General features: G+C 62.6%; 16 protein-coding genes. 7 read left to right on the forward strand and 9 right to left on the reverse strand.

Annotation, left to right across the window (positions count from 1 at the left end; all coding sequences use genetic code 11):
* Positions 1 to 95 precede the first annotated feature (95 nt).
* The 3 genes from ABDW57_RS03985 to ABDW57_RS03995 form a co-directional block, all read right to left on the reverse strand.
* Positions 96 to 1,877 (reverse strand): ABC transporter transmembrane domain-containing protein, encoded by a 1,782-nt coding sequence (locus ABDW57_RS03985; RefSeq protein ID WP_343728907.1) that lies wholly within the window; start codon positions 1,875 to 1,877, stop codon positions 96 to 98.
* Entirely contained in the window at positions 1,867 to 3,621 is a 1,755-nt protein-coding gene (locus ABDW57_RS03990) for an ABC transporter transmembrane domain-containing protein (protein ID WP_343728908.1), read from the reverse strand. The genes ABDW57_RS03985 and ABDW57_RS03990 overlap by 11 nt, the downstream gene beginning before the upstream one ends.
* Positions 3,622 to 3,761: 140 nt before the next feature.
* Complete coding sequence (locus tag ABDW57_RS03995; protein ID WP_343728909.1) at positions 3,762 to 4,385, reverse strand: phasin family protein; 624 nt, start codon at positions 4,383 to 4,385, stop codon at positions 3,762 to 3,764.
* Between the two features lie 184 nt (positions 4,386 to 4,569).
* Between ABDW57_RS03995 and ABDW57_RS04000 the strand changes: the two genes are divergently transcribed.
* The 5 genes from ABDW57_RS04000 to ABDW57_RS04020 all read left to right on the forward strand — a co-directional run bounded on the left by ABDW57_RS04000 (position 4,570) and on the right by ABDW57_RS04020 (position 10,221).
* Positions 4,570 to 5,844, forward strand: coding sequence for an amidohydrolase family protein (locus ABDW57_RS04000; protein WP_343728910.1), 1,275 nt, complete (start codon positions 4,570 to 4,572; stop codon positions 5,842 to 5,844).
* Positions 5,845 to 5,904: 60 nt separating this feature from the next.
* On the forward strand, positions 5,905 to 6,426 hold the full coding sequence (locus ABDW57_RS04005; RefSeq protein ID WP_343728911.1) for a GNAT family N-acetyltransferase: 522 nt from the start codon (positions 5,905 to 5,907) through the stop codon (positions 6,424 to 6,426).
* On the forward strand, positions 6,423 to 6,935 hold the full coding sequence (locus ABDW57_RS04010; protein WP_343728912.1) for a GNAT family N-acetyltransferase: 513 nt from the start codon (positions 6,423 to 6,425) through the stop codon (positions 6,933 to 6,935). Before ABDW57_RS04005 ends, ABDW57_RS04010 begins: the two co-directional genes overlap by 4 nt.
* A gap of 93 nt (positions 6,936 to 7,028) precedes the next feature.
* Positions 7,029 to 8,654 carry a methyl-accepting chemotaxis protein gene (locus ABDW57_RS04015; protein ID WP_343728913.1) on the forward strand — a complete coding sequence of 542 codons (1,626 nt, stop codon included), beginning with the start codon at positions 7,029 to 7,031 and terminating at the stop codon, positions 8,652 to 8,654.
* Positions 8,655 to 8,769: 115 nt separating this feature from the next.
* Entirely contained in the window at positions 8,770 to 10,221 is a 1,452-nt protein-coding gene (locus ABDW57_RS04020; RefSeq protein WP_343728914.1) for an EAL domain-containing protein, read from the forward strand.
* Here ABDW57_RS04020 and ABDW57_RS04025 read toward each other — a convergent pair.
* The gene (locus ABDW57_RS04025; RefSeq protein ID WP_343728915.1) at positions 10,211 to 13,471 is read right to left on the reverse strand and encodes an alpha/beta hydrolase-fold protein; all 3,261 of its coding nucleotides are present in this window, start codon (positions 13,469 to 13,471) and stop codon (positions 10,211 to 10,213) included. The two genes, ABDW57_RS04020 and ABDW57_RS04025, sit on opposite strands and share 11 nt — an antisense overlap.
* Positions 13,468 to 15,324 (reverse strand): glycoside hydrolase family 13 protein, encoded by a 1,857-nt coding sequence (locus ABDW57_RS04030; RefSeq protein ID WP_343728916.1) that lies wholly within the window; start codon positions 15,322 to 15,324, stop codon positions 13,468 to 13,470. The genes ABDW57_RS04025 and ABDW57_RS04030 overlap by 4 nt, the downstream gene beginning before the upstream one ends.
* A gap of 509 nt (positions 15,325 to 15,833) precedes the next feature.
* Between ABDW57_RS04030 and ABDW57_RS04035 the strand changes: the two genes are divergently transcribed.
* A complete protein-coding gene (locus ABDW57_RS04035) occupies positions 15,834 to 18,572 on the forward strand; it encodes a TonB-dependent receptor (protein ID WP_343728917.1) in 2,739 nt (912 codons plus the stop codon).
* A 64-nt stretch (positions 18,573 to 18,636) separates the two neighbouring features.
* Here the strand turns inward: ABDW57_RS04035 and ABDW57_RS04040 are convergent, their stop codons facing one another.
* From ABDW57_RS04040 to ABDW57_RS04055, 4 genes are all read right to left on the reverse strand, one after another.
* On the reverse strand, positions 18,637 to 20,451 hold the full coding sequence (locus tag ABDW57_RS04040; RefSeq protein WP_343728918.1) for a M2 family metallopeptidase: 1,815 nt from the start codon (positions 20,449 to 20,451) through the stop codon (positions 18,637 to 18,639).
* A gap of 91 nt (positions 20,452 to 20,542) precedes the next feature.
* Positions 20,543 to 21,304 (reverse strand): hypothetical protein, encoded by a 762-nt coding sequence (locus ABDW57_RS04045; protein ID WP_343728919.1) that lies wholly within the window; start codon positions 21,302 to 21,304, stop codon positions 20,543 to 20,545.
* Complete coding sequence (locus tag ABDW57_RS04050) at positions 21,294 to 21,746, reverse strand: GNAT family N-acetyltransferase (RefSeq protein WP_343728920.1); 453 nt, start codon at positions 21,744 to 21,746, stop codon at positions 21,294 to 21,296. The genes ABDW57_RS04045 and ABDW57_RS04050 overlap by 11 nt, the downstream gene beginning before the upstream one ends.
* A gap of 9 nt (positions 21,747 to 21,755) precedes the next feature.
* Positions 21,756 to 24,194, reverse strand: a complete 2,439-nt coding sequence (locus tag ABDW57_RS04055) for a TIM-barrel domain-containing protein (RefSeq protein ID WP_343728921.1) — start codon at positions 24,192 to 24,194, stop codon at positions 21,756 to 21,758.
* A gap of 168 nt (positions 24,195 to 24,362) precedes the next feature.
* On the opposite strand from ABDW57_RS04055, the gene ABDW57_RS04060 reads away from it, so the two are divergent.
* Entirely contained in the window at positions 24,363 to 25,682 is a 1,320-nt protein-coding gene (locus ABDW57_RS04060) for an MFS transporter (protein WP_343728922.1), read from the forward strand.
* Positions 25,683 to 25,697: the final 15 nt, after the last annotated feature.

Raw genomic sequence — 25,697 nt, forward strand, 5'->3', positions numbered from 1 at the left:
TGCACCGCAATGTCTAGACAATTATATGCTTGTTGCAAGCGAGAAAGCCTCAAGATAGTCGAATAATTCGCGAAAATCGCACAGTTTTTGGCGGCCTAGGCCGCCAATTGTTGCAAAAGATATAGGCGTTGATACAAGCCGCCGTTTATCTGCATCAGCTGCTCGTGCGGGCCGGTTTCCGCGATGCGGCCGTGATTCAGCACGATGATGCGGCTGGCGTCGCGGATGGTGGACAGGCGGTGCGCGATGGCGATCACCGTCACCTTGCCGCGCAGTTCATCCAGCGCGGTCTGCACGATCTGCTCGGTTTGCGAATCGATGTGCGAGGTCGCTTCATCGAGCAGCAAAATGCGCGGCGTGCCGGCCAGCGCGCGGGCGATGGCGATCAGCTGCTTCTGCCCGACCGACAGGCGCGAGCCGCCTTCGCCCAGCGGCGTGTCATAACCCTGTTCCAGCGCCGAGATGAAATCGTGCGCATGGGCGGCGCGGGCGGCGGCTTCAATCTGCTCCTGCGTCAGGCCGCGGCCCATGTCGATGTTCTCGCGCGCGGAGGCGGCCAGCAGGAACGGGTCTTGCGGCACCAGGCCCACTTCGGCGCGGAAGCGTTCATTGTCGATGGCGTCCAGCGGCAGGCCGTGCATCAGGATGCTGCCGTGCGGCGCCGGATAAAAGCGCAGCAGCAGCGACAGCAGGGTGGACTTGCCGCTGCCGGTGTGGCCGACGATGCCGACGAAATCGCCCTGCGCGATTTCCAGCGACAGATCGTGCAGCACCGGCTGGCCTGGGTTGTAGGCGAAGTTGAGGTGGCGGATGGCGACCGCCGGCAGATGGCCGTCGTTGGCGGCGGCCGCGCGCGGGGCGGCCTGCTGCGCGTGCTCCTGCGCAGCGCCTTCATCCAGCAGCGTCGCCACGCGCGCGGTGGCCACCACCGATTGCTGCAACTGGCTGAACTGCATGGTGATCTGGATCAGCGGCTCGATCACGCGCGCCAGGTAGCTGATGAAGGCGTACAGCACGCCGACCTCGGTGGCGGTCATCTCGCGGTGGCCGAACATGAAAATCACGGCGCCCAGCAGGATGATGTTGAACAGATCCAGCGCGGGGCGCAGCAGCCAGGCGTTGGCGCGCAGCTCGGCCAGGCGCGCGGTGTAGTGATCCTGATTGGTGGTGGCGAAGCGCTGGCCGAAGCGGGCCTCGGCGTTGCTGGCCTGGAGCACGCTCATGCCGCCGATCGATTCCGCCATCTGGCCATTGATCTCGCTGCGCAGCGCGCGGGCGCGGGTGACGGCCGGCGCGCTCCAGCGCTGATACAGCCAGACGATCAGCAGTACGGCCGGCAGCAGGGCCAGCACGATCAGCATCAGGCGCCAGTCCAGCCAGGCCATGGCGCACACGGTGCCGATCAGGACGATGGTCGAATCGAGCATCACGAACAGCACCTGGATGTACAGGTTCTTGACCGCCTCGGTATCGTTGGTGACGCGCGACACCAGCTGGCCGGTGATGGCGCGGTCGAAGAAGGACATCGGCAGCAGCAGCACGTGGGTGTACACCATCTCGCGCAGGCGCATCACCGAGCGCATGGCCAGGCCGGACAGGCGCACCAGCTGCAGATAGCGCAAGCCGCTGGCGATCCAGCCGGTCAGCACCACGCCGGCCAGCAGGCCGGCCATGCGCGGCCAGTCCAGATGGTGCGGCAGCAGGTGTTCATCGATCAGCGCCTTGCCCATGATGGGGCCAAGCACCTCCAGCAGCGCGGCGGCGATCAGCCATAGCACGGCCCAGGACAAGTGATGCTGGTCGGGCAGGGCGGCGCGGCGCAGCAGGGAAATCGCCTGGCGCATCTGGCCGGTGGTGGAGGTGTGGTCAGGCTTCATCGAGACTGGCTTCCAATTGTTGATAGCGCCACTGGCTGGCATACCAGCCGTCCAGTGCAAGCAGTTGTTCGTGATTGCCGGTTTCGGTGATGCGGCCGTCGCGCAGCACGATAATCAGATCGGCGCTGACCACGGAGCTGAGACGATGGCTGGCGATGACCGCGCTGCGGCCCTTGCGTGCTTCGCGCAGTTCTTCCAGGTGCTGCAGGATGCGGGTCTCGGTGCCGGTATCGACCGCCGACAGCGCATCATCGAGCAGCAGCAAATCGTTATCGGCCAACAGCGCGCGGGCGATCGCCACGCGCTGGCGCTGGCCGCCGGACAGCGTGATGCCCTTCTCGCCAACCTGGGTGTCATATCCTTGCGGGAACAGCAGGATATCGTCGTGGATGGCGGCCAGGTTGGCGGCGTGTTCGATCTGTGCGCGCGTGGCGTCCGGCCTGGCCAGCGCGATATTGTCTGCAATCGAGGCCGAGAACAGGAAGGACTCCTGCGGCACCCAACTGATGGCCGCGCGCAGCGCATGCAGCTTGTAGGCATCGAGCGCGTGGCCGCTCCACTGGACGCTGCCGTGTTGCGGCGTCAGTTGGCGCAGCAGCACTCGCAGCAGCGTCGACTTGCCGCTGCCGGTGGGACCGACCAGGCCCAGGGTCTGGCCGGGTTGCAGCGTCAGCGTGATATCGCTGATGGCTGGCGCGGTCTGCCCGGCGTAGGCATAGCTGATGCCGCGCAGCGTCAGCGGGCCGGCCGGCACGGCGCTCAGCGTGCCATGATCGTCAATGGCCAGAGGCGCATCCAGCATGGGATGCAGGCGCTGCCAGGCGGCGCGACCGCGCTCGATCAGCGACAGCACCCAGCCGGCGGCAAACATCGGCCAGATCAGCTGGCCCAGGTACATGGTGAACGCGGTCAGCGCGCCGATGGTCAGCTGATTGTGCCAGACCAGATAGCCGCCGAGGCCCAGCGTCAGGCCGCTGGCGGCGGTCAGCGTCAGGCCGACGGCCGGTTCGTACGCGGCTTCCCACACCTGCGCGCGCAGGCTGGCGTCGGAAGCTTTGGACGCCAGCTCGGAAAACTGCCTGGCGCTGCGCTGTTCCAGGCCAAGGGCGCGCAGCGTGCGCACGCCGGACAAGGTCTCCTGCACGTGGTCATTCAGCGCGCTGAAGCGCTTGAGCGAATCGGTGGAGGCGGTGTGGATATGGCCGGAGATATACCAGAACGCCCAGGCCATCAGCGGGAACGGCAGCAGCGCGATGCAAGCCAGGCGCCAGTCGACGCCAAGCAGCATCACGCCCAGCACCATCACCAGCGTGAGGGCGCCGTCGAAGCCGGCCAGCATCGCCTCGCCGGCGGCCATCTCAATCGCGTCGATATCATTGGTGGCCAGCGCCATCAAATCGCCGGTGCGCTGGCGCTGATAGAAAGCCGGGCCTTGCAGCGTCATGCGCGTGTACAGGCGGGTGCGCAGCGAGACGCCGAGCTGATAGGCGGCGCCGTACAGAATCTGGCGCCAGGCCACGCGCAGGAAATAAATGCCGAAGCCGATCAGCAGCAGCGCGCCGATCTCCATCAGCAGCGCATTGCCGGACAGCGAGTGATTGGCCAGGCCATCGATCATGGCGCCGACCTTGCGCGGCACCCAGATACTGAGCGTGGCCACACCGGCCAGCATGGCGCCGGACAAAATATAGGCGCGGCTGTGCTGGCGGACAAAGCCGCCGATCAGCCGAGAGAGTTTAGACATGTTGCCTCGGGAAAGCGTGTAGCCCGCTAGGATACACAAAAATCGGGGTCAGCTCTGACATTCGGACATTTTGGAACTTTTCAAAATTTAAAAAGTTCCGCAATGTCCGAATGTCAGAGCTGACCCCAAATTTCCCGACGTTATTTTTTGGCTTTGGAGGCGGGTTTGGCCGGTTTGTCTTCCGGCGCCAGGGCGATGGCCTTGGGCGGTACTTCCGGGAACGATGGCTTCACGTCGGCTTTGACTTCGATGAAGCTGTCTTCTTCCGGGATCGGGGCGGCCACCGGTTTCGGCGTTCTCGGCACTTTCGGCGCCGGCGCGGCAGCCGGCTCGTTGGCGGCCACCGCTTCCACCGCCGCGCTCACGGCGGCGGCCAGGGCCGGCGGCGTTTTTTGCGTGGTGGCGGCAGGTTTGGCGGCGGCCAGCTCGGTTACTTGCTTCAGGCTGCTTTGGGCGCTTTTGATCAGTTCGCTCTGGGCGGTCGAGGCGATGCTGTACAGCTCGCGGCCATAGGCCAGCAGGCTGTCGAAGCCGGCCGGCTCGGCCGCGCTGAGGGTGAAGAATTCTTTCGGGTCGGTGGCGGTCAGCAGCTTTTTGGCCGCTGCCGAGGTTTTTTCCACCGAGGCTTTGGTGGTGCTCAGGTTCAGCGCGATGACTTTTTCGGCGCTGCCCACGGCGGTGCTGGCAAGGGTGTTGAGGATCTGGAACTGCGCTTCAAGTTGCGATTTCGTGGCTGCGGAAAACTGTTCGGTGATCGAAGACATGGTTTCTCCTGAAATTATGATGCAACGCAATAAGTCCATTCTAGCGACGATTGTCTGGCTTGGAAAGTTATTTTTTCTACCATGGCGCCTGGACTGCCACAGGCTAAATTAATGCAATGCAACAATTGGTGTATTTTGGTGAAAATGCCTACAATGGTTTTACTTTAAATCAATGGAGTCCTTGATGGATGTCGTGATACGCAACGCCAATCTGGCCGACGGGCAGCACGGAGTCGATGTCGCCATCGAGCAGGGACGCATTGCCGCCGTCGCCCCGCGCCTGCCGCTGCAGGCGGCGCAGGAGATCGACGCCGGCGGCGACCTGCTGAGCGCGCCGTTTGTCGATGCCCACTTTCACATGGATGCCACGCTCAGCTATGGCCTGCCGCGCGTCAATGCGTCCGGCACGCTGCTGGAGGGCATCGCGCTGTGGGGCGAGCTCAAGCCGCATCTTACCCAGCAAGCGCTGATCGAGCGCGCCCTGCAGTACTGCGACTGGGCGGCGGCGCGCGGCCTGCTGGCGATCCGCTCGCATGTGGATGTGTGCGACGATCGTCTGCTGGCGGTGGAGGCGTTGCTGGAAGTTAAGCGGCGGGTGGCGCCGTATCTGGATTTGCAACTGGTGGCGTTCCCGCAGGATGGCGTGCTGCGTGCACCCAACGCTCTCATCAATCTCAAGCGCGCGATCGCCATGGGCGTGGATGTGGTGGGCGGCATTCCGCATTTCGAGCGCACCATGGCCGAGGGCGCGGAATCGGTGCGCATTTTGTGCGAGTTCGCCGCCGATCAGGGCCTGATGGTGGATATGCATTGCGACGAGTCGGACGATCCACTGTCGCGCCATATCGAAACGCTGGCGTATCAGAGCAACCGCCTGGGCCTGCATGGCCGCGTGACCGGTTCCCATCTGACGTCGATGCATTCCATGGATAACTATTACGTCAGCAAGCTGCTGCCGCTGATACGCGAGGCCGGCGTGGCGGCGGTCGCCAATCCGCTGATCAATATCACGCTGCAAGGCCGTCACGATACTTATCCCAAGCGGCGCGGCATGACGCGCGTGCCGGAAATGCTGGCGGCCGGCGTTCCGGTCGCCTTCGGCCACGATTGCGTGATGGATCCGTGGTACAGCCTGGGCTCGGGCGATATGCTGGAAGTGGCGCACATGGGCCTGCATGTGGCGCAGATGACCGGCCAGGACGCCATGCGCGATTGTTTCCGCGCCGTGACCAGTACCCCGGCCGCCATGCTCGGGCTGGAGGGGTACGGCGTGGCGCCAGGCTGTCACGCCGATCTGGTGCTGCTGGACGCGGCCGATCCGGTGGAGGCGATCCGTTTGCGTGCCGCACGGCGCCTGGTGATGCGGCGTGGAAAAATCATCGCGCAGTCGCCGCGCGCGCAGGCGCAGCTGGCGTTGCCGGGGCGGCCGGAGCAGGTGGATTTCCGCTTGGGGCGCTAACTGGACTTGCACCCGGAAATACATGACAATTGAACACTGTTTAATCGGCTTGGAGTTACCTTGAAAGAAATCGCCATCCGACCCGCTACGGAAGCCGACTTCGGCCCCATGTGGGAAATATTTCAGGAACTGATCGCCAGTGGCGATACCTATTATTTTGCCGCCGATACCAGCCGTGAAGATTGCCACGCTTACTGGTTCGGCCCCGGGGTGCAGAGCTATGCCGCCATCCTCAACGGCGAGCGCCTGGTCGGCATGTACCGCCTGATCCCCAACCAGCGCGACCGCGGCGCCCATGTGGCCAACGCTTCCTTCATGGTCAGCCCGGCAGCGCAGGGCGTGGGTGTCGGCAAGCTGCTGGGGGCCGATTGCCTTGAGCGCGCCCGCGCCCAGGGCTATCTGGCAATGCAGTTCAATTACGTGGTCAGCTCGAATATGCCGGCCGTGCTGCTGTGGAAGAAGCTGGGCTTTTCCATCGTTGGCACCTTGCCGCGCGCTTACCGTCATCAATACCTCGGCTACGTGGACGTCTATGTGATGTACCAGTTGCTGGCTGATCCCTCGCACTGGCCGGACGCATGAAAATACTGGACACCCCACGCCTGACCCTGCGCACCATTAACGCTGACGATGCCCTGTTTTACTATGAACTGGTGAACGATCCGACCTGGCTGGAGCACATCGGCGACAAGGGCATCCGCACCGTGGCCGAAGCGCGCACCGCCATCCTGGACGGCCCGTGCGTGATGCAGCAGCGCCTCGGCCATTCCTTGTACGTGATGGAGCGCAAGAGCGATGGCCAGCCGCTGGGCTTGTGCGGCCTGATCAAGCGCGACAGCCTGCCGGAAGTCGATATCGGCTATGCCATCCGCCCCGCCTACTTTGGCCAGGGCTATACTTATGAGGCGGCCTCCGCCGTGGTGGCGTATGCGCGCGACGTGCTGCGCATGCCGCGCCTGATGGGCATCACCAACCCGGCCAATACGGTGTCGATCAATTTGCTGGCCAAGCTGGGCCTGACGTTTGTCGAGCACAAGGTGTTGCCGCCGGATGGCCGGCCTACCAATATTTACCGCATGGAGTTGTTGTAGCGGCGGGAATCCGCGAGAATTTTCGCCGTCCGATATTGGCATTTGTGCGCCGCGCGTGCATGATGGACAAGAGTCCTTGCCAAGGAGGTAACAATGAAACTCGCCAATCTCAAGATCGGCGTCCGTCTGGGGTTGCTGGGCGCGTTCTTTTTTGTCGCGCTGGGCGTGGTGTCCACCGCAGGCTGGCGCGCGCTCGATAACAGCAACCAGCGCAGCGCCGACGCCATGGCGCGCTCGGTCGCCATGAGCCAGGCCATCGACACGGCGCGCAGCGCACAGGTCGAATTCAAGACCCAGGTGCAGGAGTGGAAGAATATCCTGGTCCGCGGCAATGATCCCGCCCAGCTGGAAAAATACAGCAAGGCTTACGTCCAGGGCGGCGAAACTACCCGCGCCGAACTGCATAAGCTGGATGCCTTGCTTGACCAGCTCCAGCTCAGCACGCCGCTGGTGGATGAGGCCATCAAGACCCAGAACGAACTGGTCGCGCGCTATCTGGAGGCACTGAAACAATACGATGCCGCCAATCCCGCGAGCGCGCGGGTGGTGGATACCCTGGTCAAGGGCATGGACCGCGAGCCGACCAGGAAGATCGATGACATCGTCGCCTACATCGGCACCGAGGCCAAGCGGCTGAGCGCGACCATGGCGCAGGAGAACGCCGCCGCGCACCGCGCCGCCATGCTGGCCATGGGCGCGACCCTGCTGATTACGCTGGTGGTGGGCGTGGTGACGGTGGTGTGGCTGATCCGCAGCATCACGCGTCCGCTGGACGAGGCGGTGAGTGTGGCGCAGACCGTCGCCGGCGGCGATCTCAGCAGCGAAGTGCGGGTCAGCAGCAGCGATGAGATCGGTGACCTGCTGGGCGCGCTCAAGGTGATGCAGAATAATCTCAGCAGTATCGTTGGTCAGGTGCGTCACGGCACCGAGACCATCCACGGCGCCACGGTGGAGATCGCGGCCGGCAACCTGGATTTGTCGGGCCGTACCGAGCAGCAGGCCAGTTCGCTGGAAGAAACCGCGGCCGCCATGGTGGAGCTGACCACCACGGTCAAGCAGAATAACGAGAACGCGGCCGAGGCCTGCCGTCTGGCCGACAGCGCCAGCAGCGTCGCGGCCAGGGGCGGCGACGCGGTGGCGCAGATGGTGCGCACCATGGGCGAGATCAACGACAGCTCGCGCAAGATCGTCGATATCATCGGGGTGATCGATGGCATCGCGTTCCAGACCAACATCCTGGCGCTGAACGCGGCGGTGGAAGCGGCGCGCGCCGGCGAACAGGGACGCGGTTTTGCGGTGGTGGCGTCCGAGGTGCGCAACCTGGCGCAGCGCTCGGCGGCGGCCGCGCGCGAGATCAAGGAGCTGATCGGCACCTCGGTCGGCCGGGTCGAGGAGGGCAGCCGTCTGGTCGGGCAGGCCGGCGAGACCATGACCGAGGTGGTGGCCAGTGTGCAGCGCGTGACTTCCATCATCGGTGAAATTTCGGTGGCCAGCGTCGAGCAGCGCGACGGCATCGAGCAGATCAGCATCGCCATCAGCCAGATGGACAGCGTGACGCAGCAGAACGCCGCCCTGGTCGAGGAAGCTGCCGCAGCGGCCGACGCCTTGCAGCAGCAGGCGGCCAGTCTGTCGGAAGCGGTCAGCGTGTTCAAGCTGCAGGAGCAGTCCGGCACGGCCGTGCTGGCACCGCGCAGCCGCGCCCTGCAGCTGACCGGCTGAACTTTTGCCACAGGCCGTTTGATGTGCCTCAAGCCGCCGCGCAAACGGCCTGTGGCGGTTGATCCTATCTAATATCATTCCCTCTTCCGCAGCCCACCCGAACCAAGAGGGACGCATGAACAGCTTATGGCCGATAGCGGCCGGCATGGCGCCATGTTTGCTGGCGCTGGTGTTCGGTCAATGGCAGGCACGCACCCTGCGCGCGCGCTGCGCGCATTTGCAGGCGGCGCTGGCAGCGCAGCGCGACACTGAAATGCGGCTCGATTTCATGGCCCATCATGACAGCCTGACCGGCCTGCCGAACCGGCTGCAATTCCAGCTGCAGCTGGAGCATGGCGTGGCTTATGCGCGCCGCCACGAAAGCCGGCTGGCGGTGCTGTTTGTCGATATCGATCACTTCAAGGCTATCAACGACACGCTGGGTCATGACGCCGGCGACCAGGTGCTGGTGCAGTTTGCCCAGCGCCTGCGCCAATGCGTGCGCGAGGTGGACACGGTGGCGCGGCAGGGCGGCGACGAGTTCATCATCCTGCTGACGGAACTGCGCAGCAGCGCCGACGCGCAGCAGGTGTCGGAAAAGATCATGAAGGCGATTGCCGAGCCGTTCACCATCAATGGCGACGACCTGCCGGTGGCGGCCAGCATCGGCGTGGCGGTGTATCCGGATGATGATGCCGATATCGAGGCGCTGATCGAGAAAGCCGATCTGGCCATGTACGCGGCCAAGCAGCGCGGCAAGGGCGCCAGCCTGCGCTTCCTGCCCAGCATGCAGGCCAAGGCCTATTCCAGCCTGATACTGGAGACGGCGCTGCGTCACGCGCAGGAACACAATGAGTTCATCCTCACCTATCAGCCCAAGCTCCATCTGCGCGAGCAGAAAATCGCCGGGGTAAAGGCGCTGCTGCGCTGGAAGCATCCGGAGCTGGGCCTGGTGATGCCGCTGGATTTTCTGCCGGTGCTGGAGCAGAGCGCCCTGATCCTGCCGGTCGGCGCCTGGGTGATGGCGACCGCCATGGCGCAGGCGCGCCGCTGGCTCGATCGCGGCCATGCGCTGACGGTGGCGGTACATTTGTCGCCGCGCCAGTTCTTCCACAAGGATATGGCGCAGATGTTTGCGGCGGCGCTGGAGAAAGCCGGCGTGCCGGGGCGCTGCATCGAGGTGGAAATCACCGAGGCGATGCTGATCGACCGCAGCCAGAACGCGGAGGAAGTCCTGCATCAGTTCAAGCAGATGGGCGTGCGGATTGCCATCAGTGATTTCGGCACCGGCTATGCCTCGCTCAATTATCTGCGGCGTTTTGCGGTGGATGTGGTAAAGATTGATAAGTCGTTCATCGACGATTTGTCGCGCGGCGGCGCGATGGTCCGGGCGATTATCGAGATGGCGCACTCGTTGAATATGCAGGTGACCGCGGCCGGGGTGGAAACCGACCAGCAACTGGCGCAGCTGTCCGCCATGGGCTGTGATGAGGCGTTTGGTTTTTGTCTCAGCGCGGCGGTGTCGCCGGAGGAAGTGGACGCGCTGCTGGCAGGCCGACAGCAGCGCGCCGAGGCGCTTACTTCCTGAAGAACCAGGTCAGTGGCAGGTGCACGCGCGCCGACCATGATTTCTCGTTATGACTGCCGCCCTCCGCGCGGTAGTACATCAGGTCCTCGTTCAACACGTAGCCTTTGGCCAGCATGGCGTCGCGCATGTTGGTGGTGAAGTCGATGCCATCGCCTTCGGTGCCGGCATCGATGTAGAACTTCACCGGCTGTCGCGGCGGCACATTCTTGCGGAACATCTGGTCGTTCCACCAGAATGAACTCGATACCCCGCCAGCCTTCGAGAACACCTGCGGATACTTCTGCGCGATGTAGACCGAGGCGATGCCGCCCAGCGAGGAGCCCATGATGGCGGTGTTGTCACGATCCGGTTTGGTGCGCAGGTTGGCGTCGGCCCACGGTTTGACGGTATCGACGATGAAGGAAGCGTAGGCGTCAATCTTGCCGCCGCCGTTTTCCTTGTCGCAGCACGGCGTGTATTCAGCGATGCGGTCGGGCGTGTTGTCGATGCCAATCACGATGGCCGGTTCGATCACGCCGGTGGCGATCAGCTTGTCCATGTTGGTGCCGATTTCCCATGCCGTGCCGAAGGCGGCGGTTTTGGGATCGAACAGGTTCTGGCCGTCGTGCATGTAGAGCACCGGATAGCGCTGCTGCGGGTTGTTGTCGTAGCCCGGCGGCAGATAGATGCGCAGCTTGCGGCTGTTGTTCAGCTGCGGCGACGCGAAATTGTCGACGATGCGGAGGGTGCCGGTGGCGACGGCCAGTGCAGGCGCGTCGCTGTCCGGCACCGGCAGCACGCGCACGCCATGGATGTCGAACTTGTTGGATGGCCCTTTCACGCCGCCGGCATCGCTGTAGGTGGCGTTGTTCTTCATGTAGCTCATGTTGTAGAAGTCCTGCAGCTGCAAGGTGTAGCTGCCTGGCGTGAGCCTCGCGCGCAGCGGCGTGGAATACCTGGCGCCTTCCTCGGCCGGGGAGTGCGGCAATTGCATCACGCCGTTGGCGACGATATTGCCGCTGTCGTCTTTCAGGGAGGCCCACTTCACGCCGCCGCTGACGCCCAGGTTGATCTGGTGCGCGGTGTTGCGGTATTTGATTTGCAGCGCGTAGCTGCCTGCGCGTTCGATCCTGATTTGCTGCGTGAGGATGTCGGACGGCGAGGCGCCAAAGTCGACACGGGCGGTATTGATTTCTTCGCCGGCGTTCAGGCAGACCGGCATGCTGTGGTGGCTGCGATTGCCGGATTTGGCGTACACCGCCTCCACCGCGTAGCACAGATTGGCCGCCGCATCGGCGCGACGGTCGGCCCAGGTGCCGGCCGAGATGCGCGGGCCGACCAGCTGGCCGTTGCGGTAGATGTTGTACACGATGCCGCCCGCCGCGCCCGCGCCACCCGTCGTCGCGCCGGCGTCTATCTGCAGCATCGGGTAGCCGTACGGGCCGCGCTCCAGTTTTGCGATGCGCGGCTCGGCCGGGGCGTAGACTGCCGCGTCCTGTACCAGCGGCTTGGCGGTCACGCTGCGCTTGGCCTGCTGGCCGGGCAACAGCTTGCCGAGGCGGATCTCGATCGCGTTGTCATCGCCCAGTGCATTCCATGCCAGCGTTGCGCTGGCTGGCTTGCCGTTCAAGCTGACGCCATCCACCGCATAGTAGCCTTCGCCCTTTGCCGCTGCCGGCAGCAGCACGCGCACCTGCAGGCGCTTGCCGCGCACGCTGAGATTATTGAGCGTGATCGCATCGCTGCCCGCAAACGTCTCGCGCCGCAGCCTGGCGGTGATGAACGGCTTGAGCGTGATGCCATCGTTGGTGGTTTGCACGCCAAATACGCTGCCGACCACCATGCCAAGGTAGCCACCGACAGACCATAACTGACGGCGTGAATTCACCACCGGGCCACTCAGCTTGCCATCGTCCAGCATCGGCTGGCCGGACAGCCATTCCAGATTCTCCATGTTGGACAAATTGGTGGCCGCGCCGCGCATCAGGGTAGCGTAAGCCGCATCGGCCACGGCGACATTGCCGCCTATCGCCGCCGCCTTCAAGCCATACGCCGTCACGAACGGCCACATGGCGCGGTTGTGGTAAACCGCCGTATCGGACTGCTGCGGCCAGATCACTGGCGCGCCGAGCGGTCCATGCGGGTAGTGCGCCAGGACGCTCTGCGCCTGCTTCTGATCCGCGATGCCGGTGACGATGGCCAGCGATTGTCCCAGCCAGTCATACTTGTACATGGCCGCACCATCGAAATGGCCGGCGGTGACGCTGCTGTACATGCCGCTGTCGGCCTGCCAGAAGCGTTTGTTGATCGCGATCTTCAGTTGCGCCGCCCAATCGGCGTAGCGTGCCGCCAACCGCGCATCGCCTTGTTCCCCGGCCAGTTGCGCAGCCAGCGTGAGCGCCTTGTAGTGCGCGGCATTGGTGGACAGCGCCTTGGACGTCGCCATGTAGGACAACTCTCCTGGTATCCACTTGGCGTAGGTTTGCTCGCGCCAGTCGAGGAATGATTCTTCGCCGTTGTACAGGCCATCGGCCGCGTCCCAGATGGCGATGCGGTCGTTCTCCAGCGTGTTGGTCAGGGCGTGCAGCGCCTTCTTCGCAAAGGCCGCGCGTTCAGCTGGCGGCAGCGCTTTCAATGCTTCGTCCGCGCCGAAGGCCCAGGTGACGCGGTCGGTGCTGACCGGCCAGCTGCCGCCGCTCCCGGTATCCTGCACGATCTGGTAGCCATCGCCCACCGCGTGCAGTCCGGCGCTGGTGCCTTCGCGATAGCCGGCCAGTTTGAATTCCAGCGAGTTGCGCGTGCGCTGCGGGTCCAGCATGCCGAGGCCCAGCGACGCCGCATACGACAGATCGCGGGTCCACACGTAGTGCCACAACTCGCCGGTTTCAAAGCACTCGCAGGGGATGGCGTTGCCGCCGTTGTAGCTGCCGTCGCGGATTTCGCTGACGGAGTCCAGTTTCATTTCGTTGCCGGCCAGTGCGAACAAGGCATCGAAGGCGAGGCTGCCGCTGCGGACCGTCGGCAGGGCAGGGGACTCGGTATAGCTGATCTCCTGCTTGCCGCCTTCGCGCACGCGCATGGTGGTCGATTGCGTGTAGCTGCGCAACGCGGCGCCAGCGTCCGGGGTGACGTAGCGCACGGTCTCCTGCTTGCCATCCCAGGTTGGATAGACAGCGCTGGCCGAGCCGGCGGCGGCATAGGCGCCCGGCACGGCGCTCGTGCCCAATGCAAGCAGCAGCGCGGCGCGCAGCGGTGTGATTTGCTTCATCATTCAATCTCCAGTATCAGCGCGGAACGCGCTGGCAGTTTAACTTGTCCATCCAGCGAAACGCGCTGGCCACTGATCACGTCCACGCCGGAGCGCACGCCGCTCAGCATCTCATGGAAGCGCGCCGTGGGCAGCGTGATGTCGGTCTTGTTCTTGTTCAGTGCCACCATCACTTTCTTGCCGCCGCCGTAGCGGAAGTAGACATAGGTGCTTCGTTCCGGCCCGTAGTGCATCAGCTTCCCGTTGTGAATCACAGTCGCGGTCTTGCGCCAGTTGAGCAGCTTGCGCACATAAGCTTGCGCGTCGGCCTGTTGCGGCGTGAGTCCGGCGCCGGTGAACGCATTGACTTTGTCTCCGGCCCAGCCGCCAGGGAAGTCGCGGCGGTACGATGCGTCATCGCGGCCCTTGACGGTGCTGGTCATCTGGATCTCGGTGCCCGAGTAGAACTGCGGTATGCGCGGCATGGTCGATACAAATGCCAGCGCCATGCGGTATAAATCCTGATCCTGTTCCAGCGCGCTGAAGGTGCGCGACAGATCGTGGTTCCCCTCAAAAAGCACCAGGTTGGACGCATCCGGATACAGATAATCCATCGACACCGTTTCGTACAGCGCGTTCAGGCCTTGCTCGCTGTCGTCCGTTGCCACCAGCGCGCGGCGCAGGGCGTCGTTGAGCGGGAAGTCCATCATGCTCGGCATGTGCGAGACGTAGCCGTCAAAGTTCTGCTTCCCTCGCTGCCAGTGCGCCACTACCGGAATCAGCGGACTCCATTCTTCGCCGACCAGATTCAGTTTCGGATATTCGGCCATCACCGCGCCGGACCAGCGGGTGAGGAAAGCGTTGTCGGAGTAGCCGTAGGTATCCACGCGCAGGCCGGACAAGCCCGCATATTCGATCCACCAGATGCTGTTCTGAATCAGGTAGTTGGCCACGAAGGGATTGGCCTGATTCATGTCCGGCATGCCCGGCGAGAACCAGCCCTGCGTGAAATTGCGCTTGTCCTCTTCGGCAGCATACGGGTCCTGCACCGCCACGCGGTGGTGCGCGGTCGGCACGTGCTTGCCCTGGTAAGTCAGCCAGTCCTGCATAGGCATGTCCTGCATCCACCAATGCTTGCTGCCGATGTGGTTGAGAACCACGTCCTGAATGATGCCGATGCCGCGCGCGCTGGCCTGCGCAGACAGATTGCGGTAGGCCTCGTTGCTGCCATAGCGCGGGTCGATGCGATAGTGATCGGTCGCCGCATAGCCGTGATATGAAAATGCCGGCATGTTCGACTCCAGCAACGGCGTGGACCACAACTGGGTAAAGCCCATCCCCGCCACGTAATCCAGATGATCGACGATGCCCTGGATATCGCCGCCATGCCGGCCGCCGCCATCGGCGCGATTCAGCTTGTCCGGATAGCCGGCGACGTTGTCATTGGCCGCATCGCCGTTGGCAAAGCGGTCCGGCATCACCTGGTAAATCACGTCGCCGTTGTGGAAGCCGGCGCGCTGGGCCGAGCCTTTTTCGCGCGCCTGCAACTGGTAGTTGTAGCTGATGCTTTGCGCGCCGCGCTTGAACACCAGCTCCAGCTTGCCCGGCGCTGCTTCCGGCGCGATCTCCAGATCGATGAACAGGTAATTGCGGTTGGCGACGCGCGCGACGCTGGCGATGCGCACACCGGGATAGCTCAGCGCCGGCTCCAGGTCGGCTATCTGCGGCCCGTGCACCATCAATTGCAGCTTGCTGTTGTGCATGCCAACCCACCAGGAGGGCGGGTCCATATGCTCGATGCGGTAATTCTGCGAGGCGGCGCCCGCGAGGGTGGGCAAGAGTGCAGCCAGCAGTACTGCCAGCAGGGATTGGTTCATGAAGTCTCCGATCAGGTAGTCGTACTACACGCCCGTGTTTTTCGCGTATCCGGGCTTAGTGCATTGATTTTAATGGAAAAAGCTTGCGAGGCGATGTCTTGTGCAATCCTGTAGTTCGGTGGGAATTTAGTCCGAATACAGCAATTTCGTCATTTTCCTCCAAATTGCGTTTCAGCATGGAAAGTTGCGTAAATCCGCGCCTTGCAGCTGGGTTGCAAACCGATATTTAGCGACAAAATATCGTGTTTCCCGGCCTAATATTGTAGTTCTACTACAAGTCCTGCCCTGTGTTCGTGTAGCCGAAATACAACGTGATAGCGCTCACCATAGGGCGTAACGGCAGTATAGGGCCTGGTAATCCGTAGTGGCAGGGAAGTTTCATTGACACAGAATCTAGTTTTAGTACAAAATTCTTTCCCAGAACGTCTTTAGAACGTTGTAATTCCTTGGATCCCGTGTAGTTGAGCTCTTTGCGGGACTTATATTTGTGTCATGAGAGGGGACATTAAATGATCTTCGCAAGTAAGCGCACCCACACTGCATTCCCGTTGAAACCAGTTGCCGCAGGCTGCGCCCTGCTGTTCGCCGCCGCCATCCCGGCCCACGCCCAGACCGCTCCTGCCGCGTCGGGTGAAGAAGCCAAAGTCATGTCGGTGACCGTGTCCGGCATCCGCCGCGGTATCGAAGACGCGATCTCGGTCAAGAAAGACGCGAGCTCGATCGTTGAAGCCATTTCCGCCGAAGACATCGGCAAACTGCCGGACGTGTCGATCGCTGAATCGATCTCGCGTCTGCCAGGCCTGGCCGCCCAGCGCGTTGCCGGCCGCGCGCAAGTGATCTCGATCCGCGGCCTGTCGCCAGATTTCGCCACCACTCTGCTGAACGGCCGCGAGCAAGTCTCGACCGGCGACAACCGCAGCGTGGAATTTGACCAGTACCCATCGGAACTGATGGGCGGCGTCACCATCTACAAAACCCCGGACGCCGGCCTGGTCGGCCAGGGCCTGTCGGGCACCATCGACATGCAAACTGTGCGTCCACTGAACTTCAGCGGCCGCACCGTGGCGCTGAATGCCCGCGGCGAGAAAAACTCGCTGGGCAAGATCGCCAATGCCAAGGACACCGGCACCCGCTTCAGCGCCAGCTACATCGACCAGTTCGCCAACCGCACGATCGGTATCGCGCTGGGCTACGCCCGCCTGGAAACCCCGATCCTGTCGAATGAGACCGGCCTGTACGAGCCATGGAAGCGTGACGACCGTGCCGGCCTGCCTTCCGGCACCTTCGCTTCCGACGGCATCAAGGCCGTGGCCCGCAGCGGCCGCAACGAGCGCGATGGCCTGATGGGCGTGCTGCAATACCGTCCGAACAAGCAATGGACCAGCATTGTCGACGTGTATGCGTCGCGCTTCAAGGCCGAAGAAACCGCCAACCAGATCGAGATCAACCTGGGCGGCTGGAATGGCGGCTATGAGCCAACCGTGAACTACAACCCGGTGACCACTGCCAACGGCACCATCACCGGCGGCACCATCAACAATGTGTATCCGCTGGTGCGCGGCATGTACAGCAAGCGCAAGGATGACATCCGCGCCGCCGGCTGGAGCAATGAAGTCAAGCTGGACGGCTGGTCGCTGTTCGCCGACCTGAACTACTCGAAGGCGACCCGCGACGAGCTGAGCCTGGAAAACAACCTGCAGCTGAGCAATGCCGCCGACGGTCCGGCGCTGGACTCGGTCAAGCTGGCTTATGGCAACGGCGGCTTCTCGCAGATGACTCCTGGCCTGAACTACAACAACCCGAACGCCCTGTACGTGCGTAACACCATCTACGGTTCCGGCTACGGCAAGACCCCGAGCGTGGAAGATGAGCTGAAAGGCTTCAAGCTGACCGCCAATATTCACTCGTGGGGCGCGCTGGAAAAAGCCTTCTCCAGCTTCGACATCGGCGCCAACTACAGCGACCGTACCAAGAACAAGCACCAGCCTGAAGGCAACATCAACCTGAAAGGTTCGCCTACCCTGATTTCGTCCGACCTGTTCTACCAGTCGGCCGACCTGGGCTTTGCCGGCGCCGGTTCGATCCCAACCTGGAACGTGCCAGCCGTGGTGGCCAAGTACATGACCTTCGCGCCAAGCGATACCGCCGGCTACCTGATCGCCAAGACCTGGGAAGTGAGCGAGAAAGTCACCACCGGTTTCGCCAAGGCCAACATCGAAGCTGAACTGGGCGATGTCAGCCTGCGCGGTAACGTGGGCGTGCAAGTGCAGCGCACCGATCAGTCGTCGGCTTCGCGCTGGTATGACAACACCACTGGCGCGGTCAAGCCTGTCAACGACGGCAAGAAGTACACCGACGTACTGCCGAGCATGAACCTGGCGTTCGGCCTGGACGATCAGCAAACCGTGCGCGTGGCGCTGGCCAAGCAACTGGCCCGCCCACGTGTGGACCAGCTGCGTTCGGCGCTGGACTTCGGCATCGACACCACCAAGCGTGAGCCAGGCGGCAGCGGCGGTAACGCCCGTCTGGACCCATGGCGCGCCAAGGCCTTCGACATCTCGTACGAGATGTACTTCGACAAGAAGGCATACTTCGCTGTGGCGGGCTTCTTCAAGAAGCTGGACACCTACATCTTCACCCAGACCAAGTCGTATGACTTCGCGGCCTATGTGCCGCCAGGTTCGGTGGGTAACGGTGCCGGCTTCCCGCTGCACACCACCATCGGCAACTACACCGCGCCATACAACGGCAACGGCGGCAACCTGAAAGGTCTGGAACTGTCGGGTTCGCTGCCGCTGAATATGCTGAGCAAGTCGCTGGACGGCTTCGGCGTGAGCGCCAGCACCACCTACACCGACAGCAAGATCACGATCGAAGATCCAAGCGGCAGCATCGGTCAGCACATCCCGCTGCCGGGCTTGTCGAAGCGCGTGACCAACCTGACCGCGTACTACGAGAAAAACGGCTTCGAAACCCGTATCTCGCAGCGCCGCCGTTCCGACTTCGTGGGTGAGATCGGCAACTTCGCCAACGACCGCGCACTGCGCTACGTCGTGGGTGAAAACGTGATCGACTTCCAGGTGGGTTACACCTTCAACACCGGCAGCCTGAAAGGCCTGGGTCTGCTGCTGCAGGTGAACAACCTGCGCAACGCCGCCTACGAAACCTACAACGGCGATCGCAACCAGCAGCTGGAATACCAGAAGTACGGCCGCACCGTGCTGGCTGGCGTGAACTACAAGTTCTAAGCTGACTTAGCTCCAGACAAAAATGGCGTCCCGCGGGACGCCATTTTTTTTTACTGCCTGCGGTTTACTTCTTCTCGGCGGCAGCGAAGGCGGCGTTTTGCTGGTCCAGCCAGGTCTTAAGCGGTGCGAAGTATTCGAGCAGCGCATTGCCGTCGATTTTGTCTTCGCCCGAGATGGCTTTCAGCGCTTCCGGCCATGGCTTGCTGGCGCCCATGGCCAGCATCTGCTGCAGCTTGGCGCCGGCTTTGGCGTTGCCGTACACCGAGCAGCGGTTCAGCGGGCCGGTGTAGCCGGCTTCGCGGCACAACGCGCGGTGGAACTGGAATTGCAGCATGTCGGCCAGGAAGTAGCGCGCGTAGGGCACGTCGGCCGCCACATGGTACTTGGCGCCGGCGTCAAAGCCGGTGATGCCCTGGGCTTCGACCGGGCGTTTCATGCCCATGTACTGCTCGCGCAGCTGCCACCAGCTCTTGTCGTAATCGGCTGGTTTGGTTTTGCCCGAGTAGACGTCCCAGCGCCATTTGTCGACCGTATAGGCGAACGGCAGGATGGTGACCTTGCTCAGCGCGCGCTCCAGCAGTTGCGGAATGTCGGCGGTGACGTCCGGCTCCTGATCCATCAGGCCGATCTGCTTCAGGTAAGCCGGCGTGATCGACAGCGCCACGGTGTCGCCGATGGCTTCGTGGAAGCCGTCGTTGGCGCCGTTGCGGAACAGGAAGGGCTGCCTGGTGTAGCCGAGGAAGTAGTAGACGTGGCCCAGTTCATGGTGGATCACGGTGAAGTCTTCGGCGGTCGGCGTGATGCACATCTTGATGCGCACGTCGTCCTTTTCGTTGATCGGCCAGGCGGAGGCGTGGCACACCACGTCACGGTCGCGCGGCTTGGTCAGCAGCGAGCGCTCCCAGAACGATTCCGGCAGTTTCTGCATGCCCAGCGAGGTGTAGAAGCCTTCGGCATATTTGGTCATCTGTTTGGCATCGGTCTTGCGTTCTTCCAGCACCTTGGTCAGGTCGAAGCTCTTGGTGTCGCCGGCCGGTTTCAGGATCGGGTACAGATTGGTCCAGGTCTGGCTCCACATATTGCCGAACAGGTGGGACGGGATCGGGCCGGTCAGCGGCACCACGTCCGGGCCGTAGGTGGCACGCAGCTTGTAGCGGGTGTAGGTGTGCAGCGCATCGTACAGCGGCTTCACTTGCTGCCACAGGCGTTCCATCTCGGCGGCGAAGGCTTCCGGCGGCATGTCGTACTGCGAGCGCCACATCACGCCGGTGTCGGCAAAGCCCATTTGTTTGGCGCCCTTGTTGGACAGGGCAACGTATTCGACGTACTTGTCCTTGTAGTTCGGGGCCTGGGCGTGCCAGCCGGTCCACATCTCTTTCAGCCTGGCTTCGTCGCGGCTGTTGGCCAGGACTTTTTCCATTTCGCCCAGCGCCATGCAGTTGTCCTTGGTCGGGCAGTATTTGGCTTTGCCGTAGGCGCCGTTCAGGGCGGCCTGCAGGGCGGCGTATTGTTCGCGCTCCTTTGGATCGGCAAACACCACGGTCTGCTGCAGCAGCATCAGTTTGCGGGTGGCTTCCGGCGACAGTTTCAGGCCGTTGAAACGGCGCGCGCCGATGGCGGCTTCGCCGGAGGCGCTCAGATAGCGCTCGGCAAAGTAGGCGGCGATGCCTTCGGTGTCGTCGGTGATGAAGTTGGAACCGACCCAGGCGGCGCGGGCTTGTTCGTTGTTGAGTTTATTCAGCCTGGCTTCGGTGTCGGCTAAAAAGCGTTCCGCTTCGGCGGCGGTGGGTTTGGCGGCGGGTGCGGCCAGCGCGGTGGCGCTGACGGCTGCGAAGGCGGTAGCCAGCAGCGTGCTGATAATTTTTGGTGTCACAGACATCTCCCTTGGTCTCTTGTCTTGGTCACCGGACCGGTTGGTCCGATGGGCGACAATCATACACGAGGGCGATCTGCGGTCTGCCTCTCTCAACTCACAGGCTGCCGCGGAGTAGTTGGATATACGCAGGGCTTGCGGAGATATCGTTGTGGCTGGCGCCAGGTACGATGGCGAGTCTGGCGACGCCGTTTGCGAAGTGGGTGTGCAGGGCGCGTGTGCTGGCTGCGGGGATGACTTCGTCGTGTTCCGCCATCAGCAGCAGCGTTGGCGCGGAAATCTTGCTGGCGTACCGCCACGATTCGAATCTGTCGCGCAAGAGCCAGCGAACGGGAAAATAACGGAACTGCTGGCCCGCCAGTTCCAGAATGCTGTTGTAGGGCGTGACCAGAATCAGGCGCGCCGCTGGTCGCTGGCTGGCCAACTGCACCGCCACACCGCTGCCAAGACTGCGCCCGATGATGGTGATGTTCTTGTGCGCCTTCCAGACCTCATCAAACAGCAGCTTTGCATCGGCAACCAGCGCCGCTTCGGATGGGCTGCCGGTGCTTCCGCCATAGCTCCGATAGTGCATCAGATAGAGCGCCCGATCAGGAAAGGCTGCGCTCAAATCCGGCAGGCTGTCAGTGACGTCTTCCGCATTGCCGCCGAAGTAGATGACCGCATCGCCGCCATCCCGCAGCCGGGTCGTGACCAGCACTTGCGCGCCATCTGCTTGCAGCTTGAGCGTTGGTCTGTCCGCCCTCGCGCCAGGCTGCGGAAAGTAGATGAAGGAGCGCTGAACGAAATACAGCACGGCACACAGGCCGGCATAGACGATCAGTGCAAGAATCAGCAGTGCGATTAATTTACGCGGCATGATCCTGCGCCAGGTCGTGGCGCAACCGTTCAAAGGCGGCATCGCCGTGTGCGTCGAGTCCTGTGAATGTCCAGCCGGTGGCGGAGTAGAAGCCTTGCGCGCGTGTGCCGGCGCCGGTGGTCAGGTACAGGCGGCTCAGGCCCTGGGAGAACAGCCACGCGATCATCGGCTCTTGCACTTTGCGGCCATAGCCCCTGCCTTCGTAATCCTGGTGAACAAATACAGCCCAGATATTTCCGGTCCGATGTTCACCAATCGCGAACGCCACGATGACGCCTTCCTCTTCAAGCACCCAGCCGCGACCGATGGTTTCCAGATAGGGGAGGTAGCTCTCCTCATTGATTCTGGTATGGACGGACAGCTTGTTTTCGCGAACCGCCTTGCGTACTCTGTGCATGGCGGGTATGTCTTCACGAACTGCCTGGCGAACGATGATCTTCATGTCAGGAGATCATAGCATGATGTCCACTGAGCGGTTGGCGGCGTCGCTGGCCGGCAGGTCCACCGTCAGCTGAAAGGTTTTGTCGTCCCATCCAAACACTGCGACCTTGCCGTCCACGCGTACCGATGATGGTGGCGCGGTGACGGTGTGGACCGTCAGGGTGATGCCGCGGTCAGGGCGCTGGTACTGTTTGCCGACCTCCGAATTCACCTGCAGCGACAGGGCTTTGCCCTGCAACTTGCTGGTGAAGTGCAGCAGTTCGTACTTGCCTTGTTCGTAGGCTTGCGCGGTCAGGCCGTCGTCATCGTACATTTTTCCGCTGCTGGCGCGCACCGAGGCGTCGTGCCAGTAATGCAGCTCGATGTGTCTGGTGTTGTAGTCGCGCGTGGTCTGCACGACTTTCGCCATCGGCACGAAGGCGCCGGCGCGCACGTAGACCGGCACATGATCGGCGGCCAGTTCGATCGAACGCGTGGCGCCGCCGGACTGCTTTTCGCCGGTGTAGAAGTCGAACCACGCGCTGCGCGCAGGGAAGTAGACGTCGGCCCTGGTCTGGCCCTGCTTCAGCACCGGCGTGACCAGGAAGTCCTTGCCCCACAAGTAGGTCGACGACATCGCGCGTACCTTGGCGTTGCCCGGCTCTTCGTAAAGCATGGGACGCATCAGCGGCAAGCCTTGCTGATTATTCTCGAAGCCCAGCGTGTAGTTGTACGGCAGCATGCGGTAGCGCAGGCGGATCGCTTCGCGCGCGAGGGCCTTGGTGCGCTGTTCGCGATACACCGGCTCCGACGGCACTTCTTCCTGCGCGTGCGGACGGAACACCGGCTGGAACACGCCGTACTGCAGCCAGCGCGTGTACAGCTCATTGTCCAGCACCGGATTGGCGAAGCCACCCAGGTCGGAGTGCATATAGCCCACGCCCTGCATGCCCATCTGCAGTGAAATCTCCGGCTGCGATTGCAATCCGCCCCAGCCGCGATCGACGTCGCCCGACCACGGAATGATGCCGTAGCGCTGCGTGCCCGAGTAGCCGGAGCGCATCAGGATGAACGGACGCTCGGCCGGGAAGTCCTGCTGATAGCCTTCCGCCACCAGGCGCGCCCACTGGTGGCCGTAGATGTTGTGTACCTGATCGGCCATGCCGGTGGCGTGGCGCGTTTCGGTCGGATGCATCTCGGGCTCGCCCAGATCGCCCCACACGCCGGTGACGCCTTGCTGGCGCAGGCCTTTGTAGATATCCCAGTACCAGTCCTTGCCCTGCTTGCTGAAGATGTCGATGATGCCGGTGTGGCCGAAGAAGAAGTCATAGGTCATCGGCTTGCCATCCGGTCCGGTGGCCAGCACTTGCTTGTCCACGGCTTCCTGCCAGCGCCTGGAGGTGTCGACTACAAACGGCTCTGTAATCACCACCGTCTGCACGCCCTTGGACTTGAAGTCGGCAATCATGCCTTCCGGATTGGGGAAGCTGTCCTTGTCCCACGCCAGATTGCCCATGGTGCCTTTGACTTCCTTGCCGAACCAGTACAGGTCAAACACCACCGCATCCAGCGGGATGTCTTCAGCGATGAATTTGTTGACCGTGTCGACCGCTTCCTTCTCGTTGTGATAACCGAAGCGCATGGCGAAGTTGCCGAAAGCCCAGCGCGGCGGCAATGGCTGCTTGCCGGTCAGGCTGGTGTAGTTGCCGACCACGTCTTCCCAGGTATCGCCGGCGATCACCTGATAGGTCTTGCGGCCGCCGATCGCTTCGTAGGTCAGGCTGTTGTTCTTCTTGCTGTCGAAATCGAGGTAGCCGGTTTGCGGATTGTCGAAGTGGATGGCGTACATTTTGGACGACAGCGCGATAGGCATGGTGTAGCCCATCAGCTCCGAGCGGTCGCCATAACCGTAGTTGGCCTTGTTGTACAAGGTGAAGCGATGGCCGCGACGGTCCATGCCCACCGCGCGCGAACCCGCGCCGTACAAGGCTTCGTTCTTGTCGAGCGCGAACTCAATCGCTTCCAGCGTGCGTGCTTCGCCCTTGTTGATGTCCTTGCTGCCTTTGGCCACGTCGTCCTGGACGTGAATGTAGCCGCGCTTCTCCGCTACCAGCGGCTTGCCCTTGTAGGCGTAGGCGATGCGGAACGGCGATTTGCTAATGGTGACGGTGATGCCGGATGTGGCATATTCATAGCTGCCGCCTTTTTGCTTCAGGGTGGCTTTCACCTCGGCCGGCGCCAGCACCACGGCGTGCGACGAAGGATCGACGCTTTCGCCCTTCGGCACAAACGTGGTTTCGACGATGCCGGTGGAATAGGGCTTGATCAGGTAGGCGCCATCGCTGGTGCGCACTTCAAGGTGGTTGTCGCGCCGAGTGATGCCGTCAAACTTGCGGTCGGCGTTCTGGGCGGCGGCCTGGCCGGCCAGCAGGGACAGGGCGGTCAGTGTTGCAAAGGAGTTAATTGTCATGAACTTGGTCTCAGTGTCGTCTTCGGTTTTGTTGTTTGGCTACATTTGACACCATAGCCGGGCCGCTGGATAGGCTTTTATCTTTATTTTACAAGGAAGTTCTTTCATTTGACACGTCGGGAGTGGCGTGTTATTTTCCTACAAATTTTAAAATTCGGGACGCGCAGCATGCAATCTTCCAGTAATAAGCCCATTCTGTCGTTCTGGCAGCTGTGGAACATGAGCCTCGGCTTCTTCGGCATTCAATTTGGCTTCGCGCTGCAAAATGCCAACGTCAGCCGGATTTTCTCCACGCTGGGCGCCAATCCCGATGACTTGTCCCTGTTCTGGCTGGCCGCGCCAGTCACTGGCCTGCTGGTCCAGCCGATCATCGGCTACCTGAGCGACAACACCTGGCACCCGACCTGGGGCCGCCGCCGCCCATTCTTCTTCATCGGCGCGCTGCTGGCGTCGATCGCGCTGTTCCTGATGCCGAATTCCTCCTCGCTGTGGATGGCGGTGATCGTCCTGTGGCTGCTGGATGGCGCCATCAACGTGTCGATGGAACCGTTCCGCGCCTTCGTCGGCGACAAGCTTGGGCCGTCGCAGCAGACCGCCGGCTTCGCGATGCAGACCTTCTTCATCGGCTGGGGCGCGGTGATCGCCTCGCTGCTGCCGACCATCTTCACCCACATGGGCGTGAGCAATGTGCCGGTCGGCGGCGGCATTCCGGACACCGTGCGTTATTCGTTCTACGCCGGCGGCGCGGTATACTTCCTGGCCGTGCTGTGGACCGTGCTGACCGCGAAAGAGCTGCCGCCGGAAGACCTGGATGCGTTCCGCGCCCATCAGCAGCGCAGCAAGGGTTTGGGCCACGCGCTGGCCGAGATTTTCAGCGGCTTCACCAAAATGCCGAAGACCATGGTGCAGCTGGCAGTGGTGCAGTTCTTCACCTGGATTGCGCTGTTCGCGATGTGGATCTATACCACCAACGCCGTGGCGGAAAACGTGTTCGGCACCACCGACGCGCAATCGGCCGCCTTCCAGGAAGCCGGCAATCACGTCGGCGTGATGTTTGCCGTGTATGGCGGCGTGTCGGCGCTGGCGGCGTTCATCCTGCCGGTCTTTGCGCGCCACACCAGCCGCAAGGTCGTGCACCTGACCTGCCTGGTGATCGGCGGCCTGAGCCTGTTCAGCATCTACGGCATCCGTGATCTCGACACGCTGTTCGTGCCGATGATCGGCGTCGGCATCGCCTGGGCCAGCATTCTGACCATGCCGTATGCGATCCTGGCCGGCGCGCTGCCTGCCAACCGCATGGGCTATTTCATGGGCCTGTTCAACTTCTTCATCGTCATCCCGCAGATCGTCAGCGGCCTGGTGCTGGGCTTTGTGACCAAGCACTGGTTTGAGGGCCATTCGGTGAAAACCCTGATGCTGGGTGGCGTTTGCATGGTGGTGGCCGGTGTGCTGACCCTCATAGTGCGCGACGAGGCGGACCCCGTATGATGTAATATTGTTCGC

Origin of the sequence: Duganella sp., from assembly GCF_039595735.1 — a bacterium.
Taxonomy (GTDB): Bacteria; Pseudomonadota; Gammaproteobacteria; order Burkholderiales; family Burkholderiaceae_D; genus Rugamonas.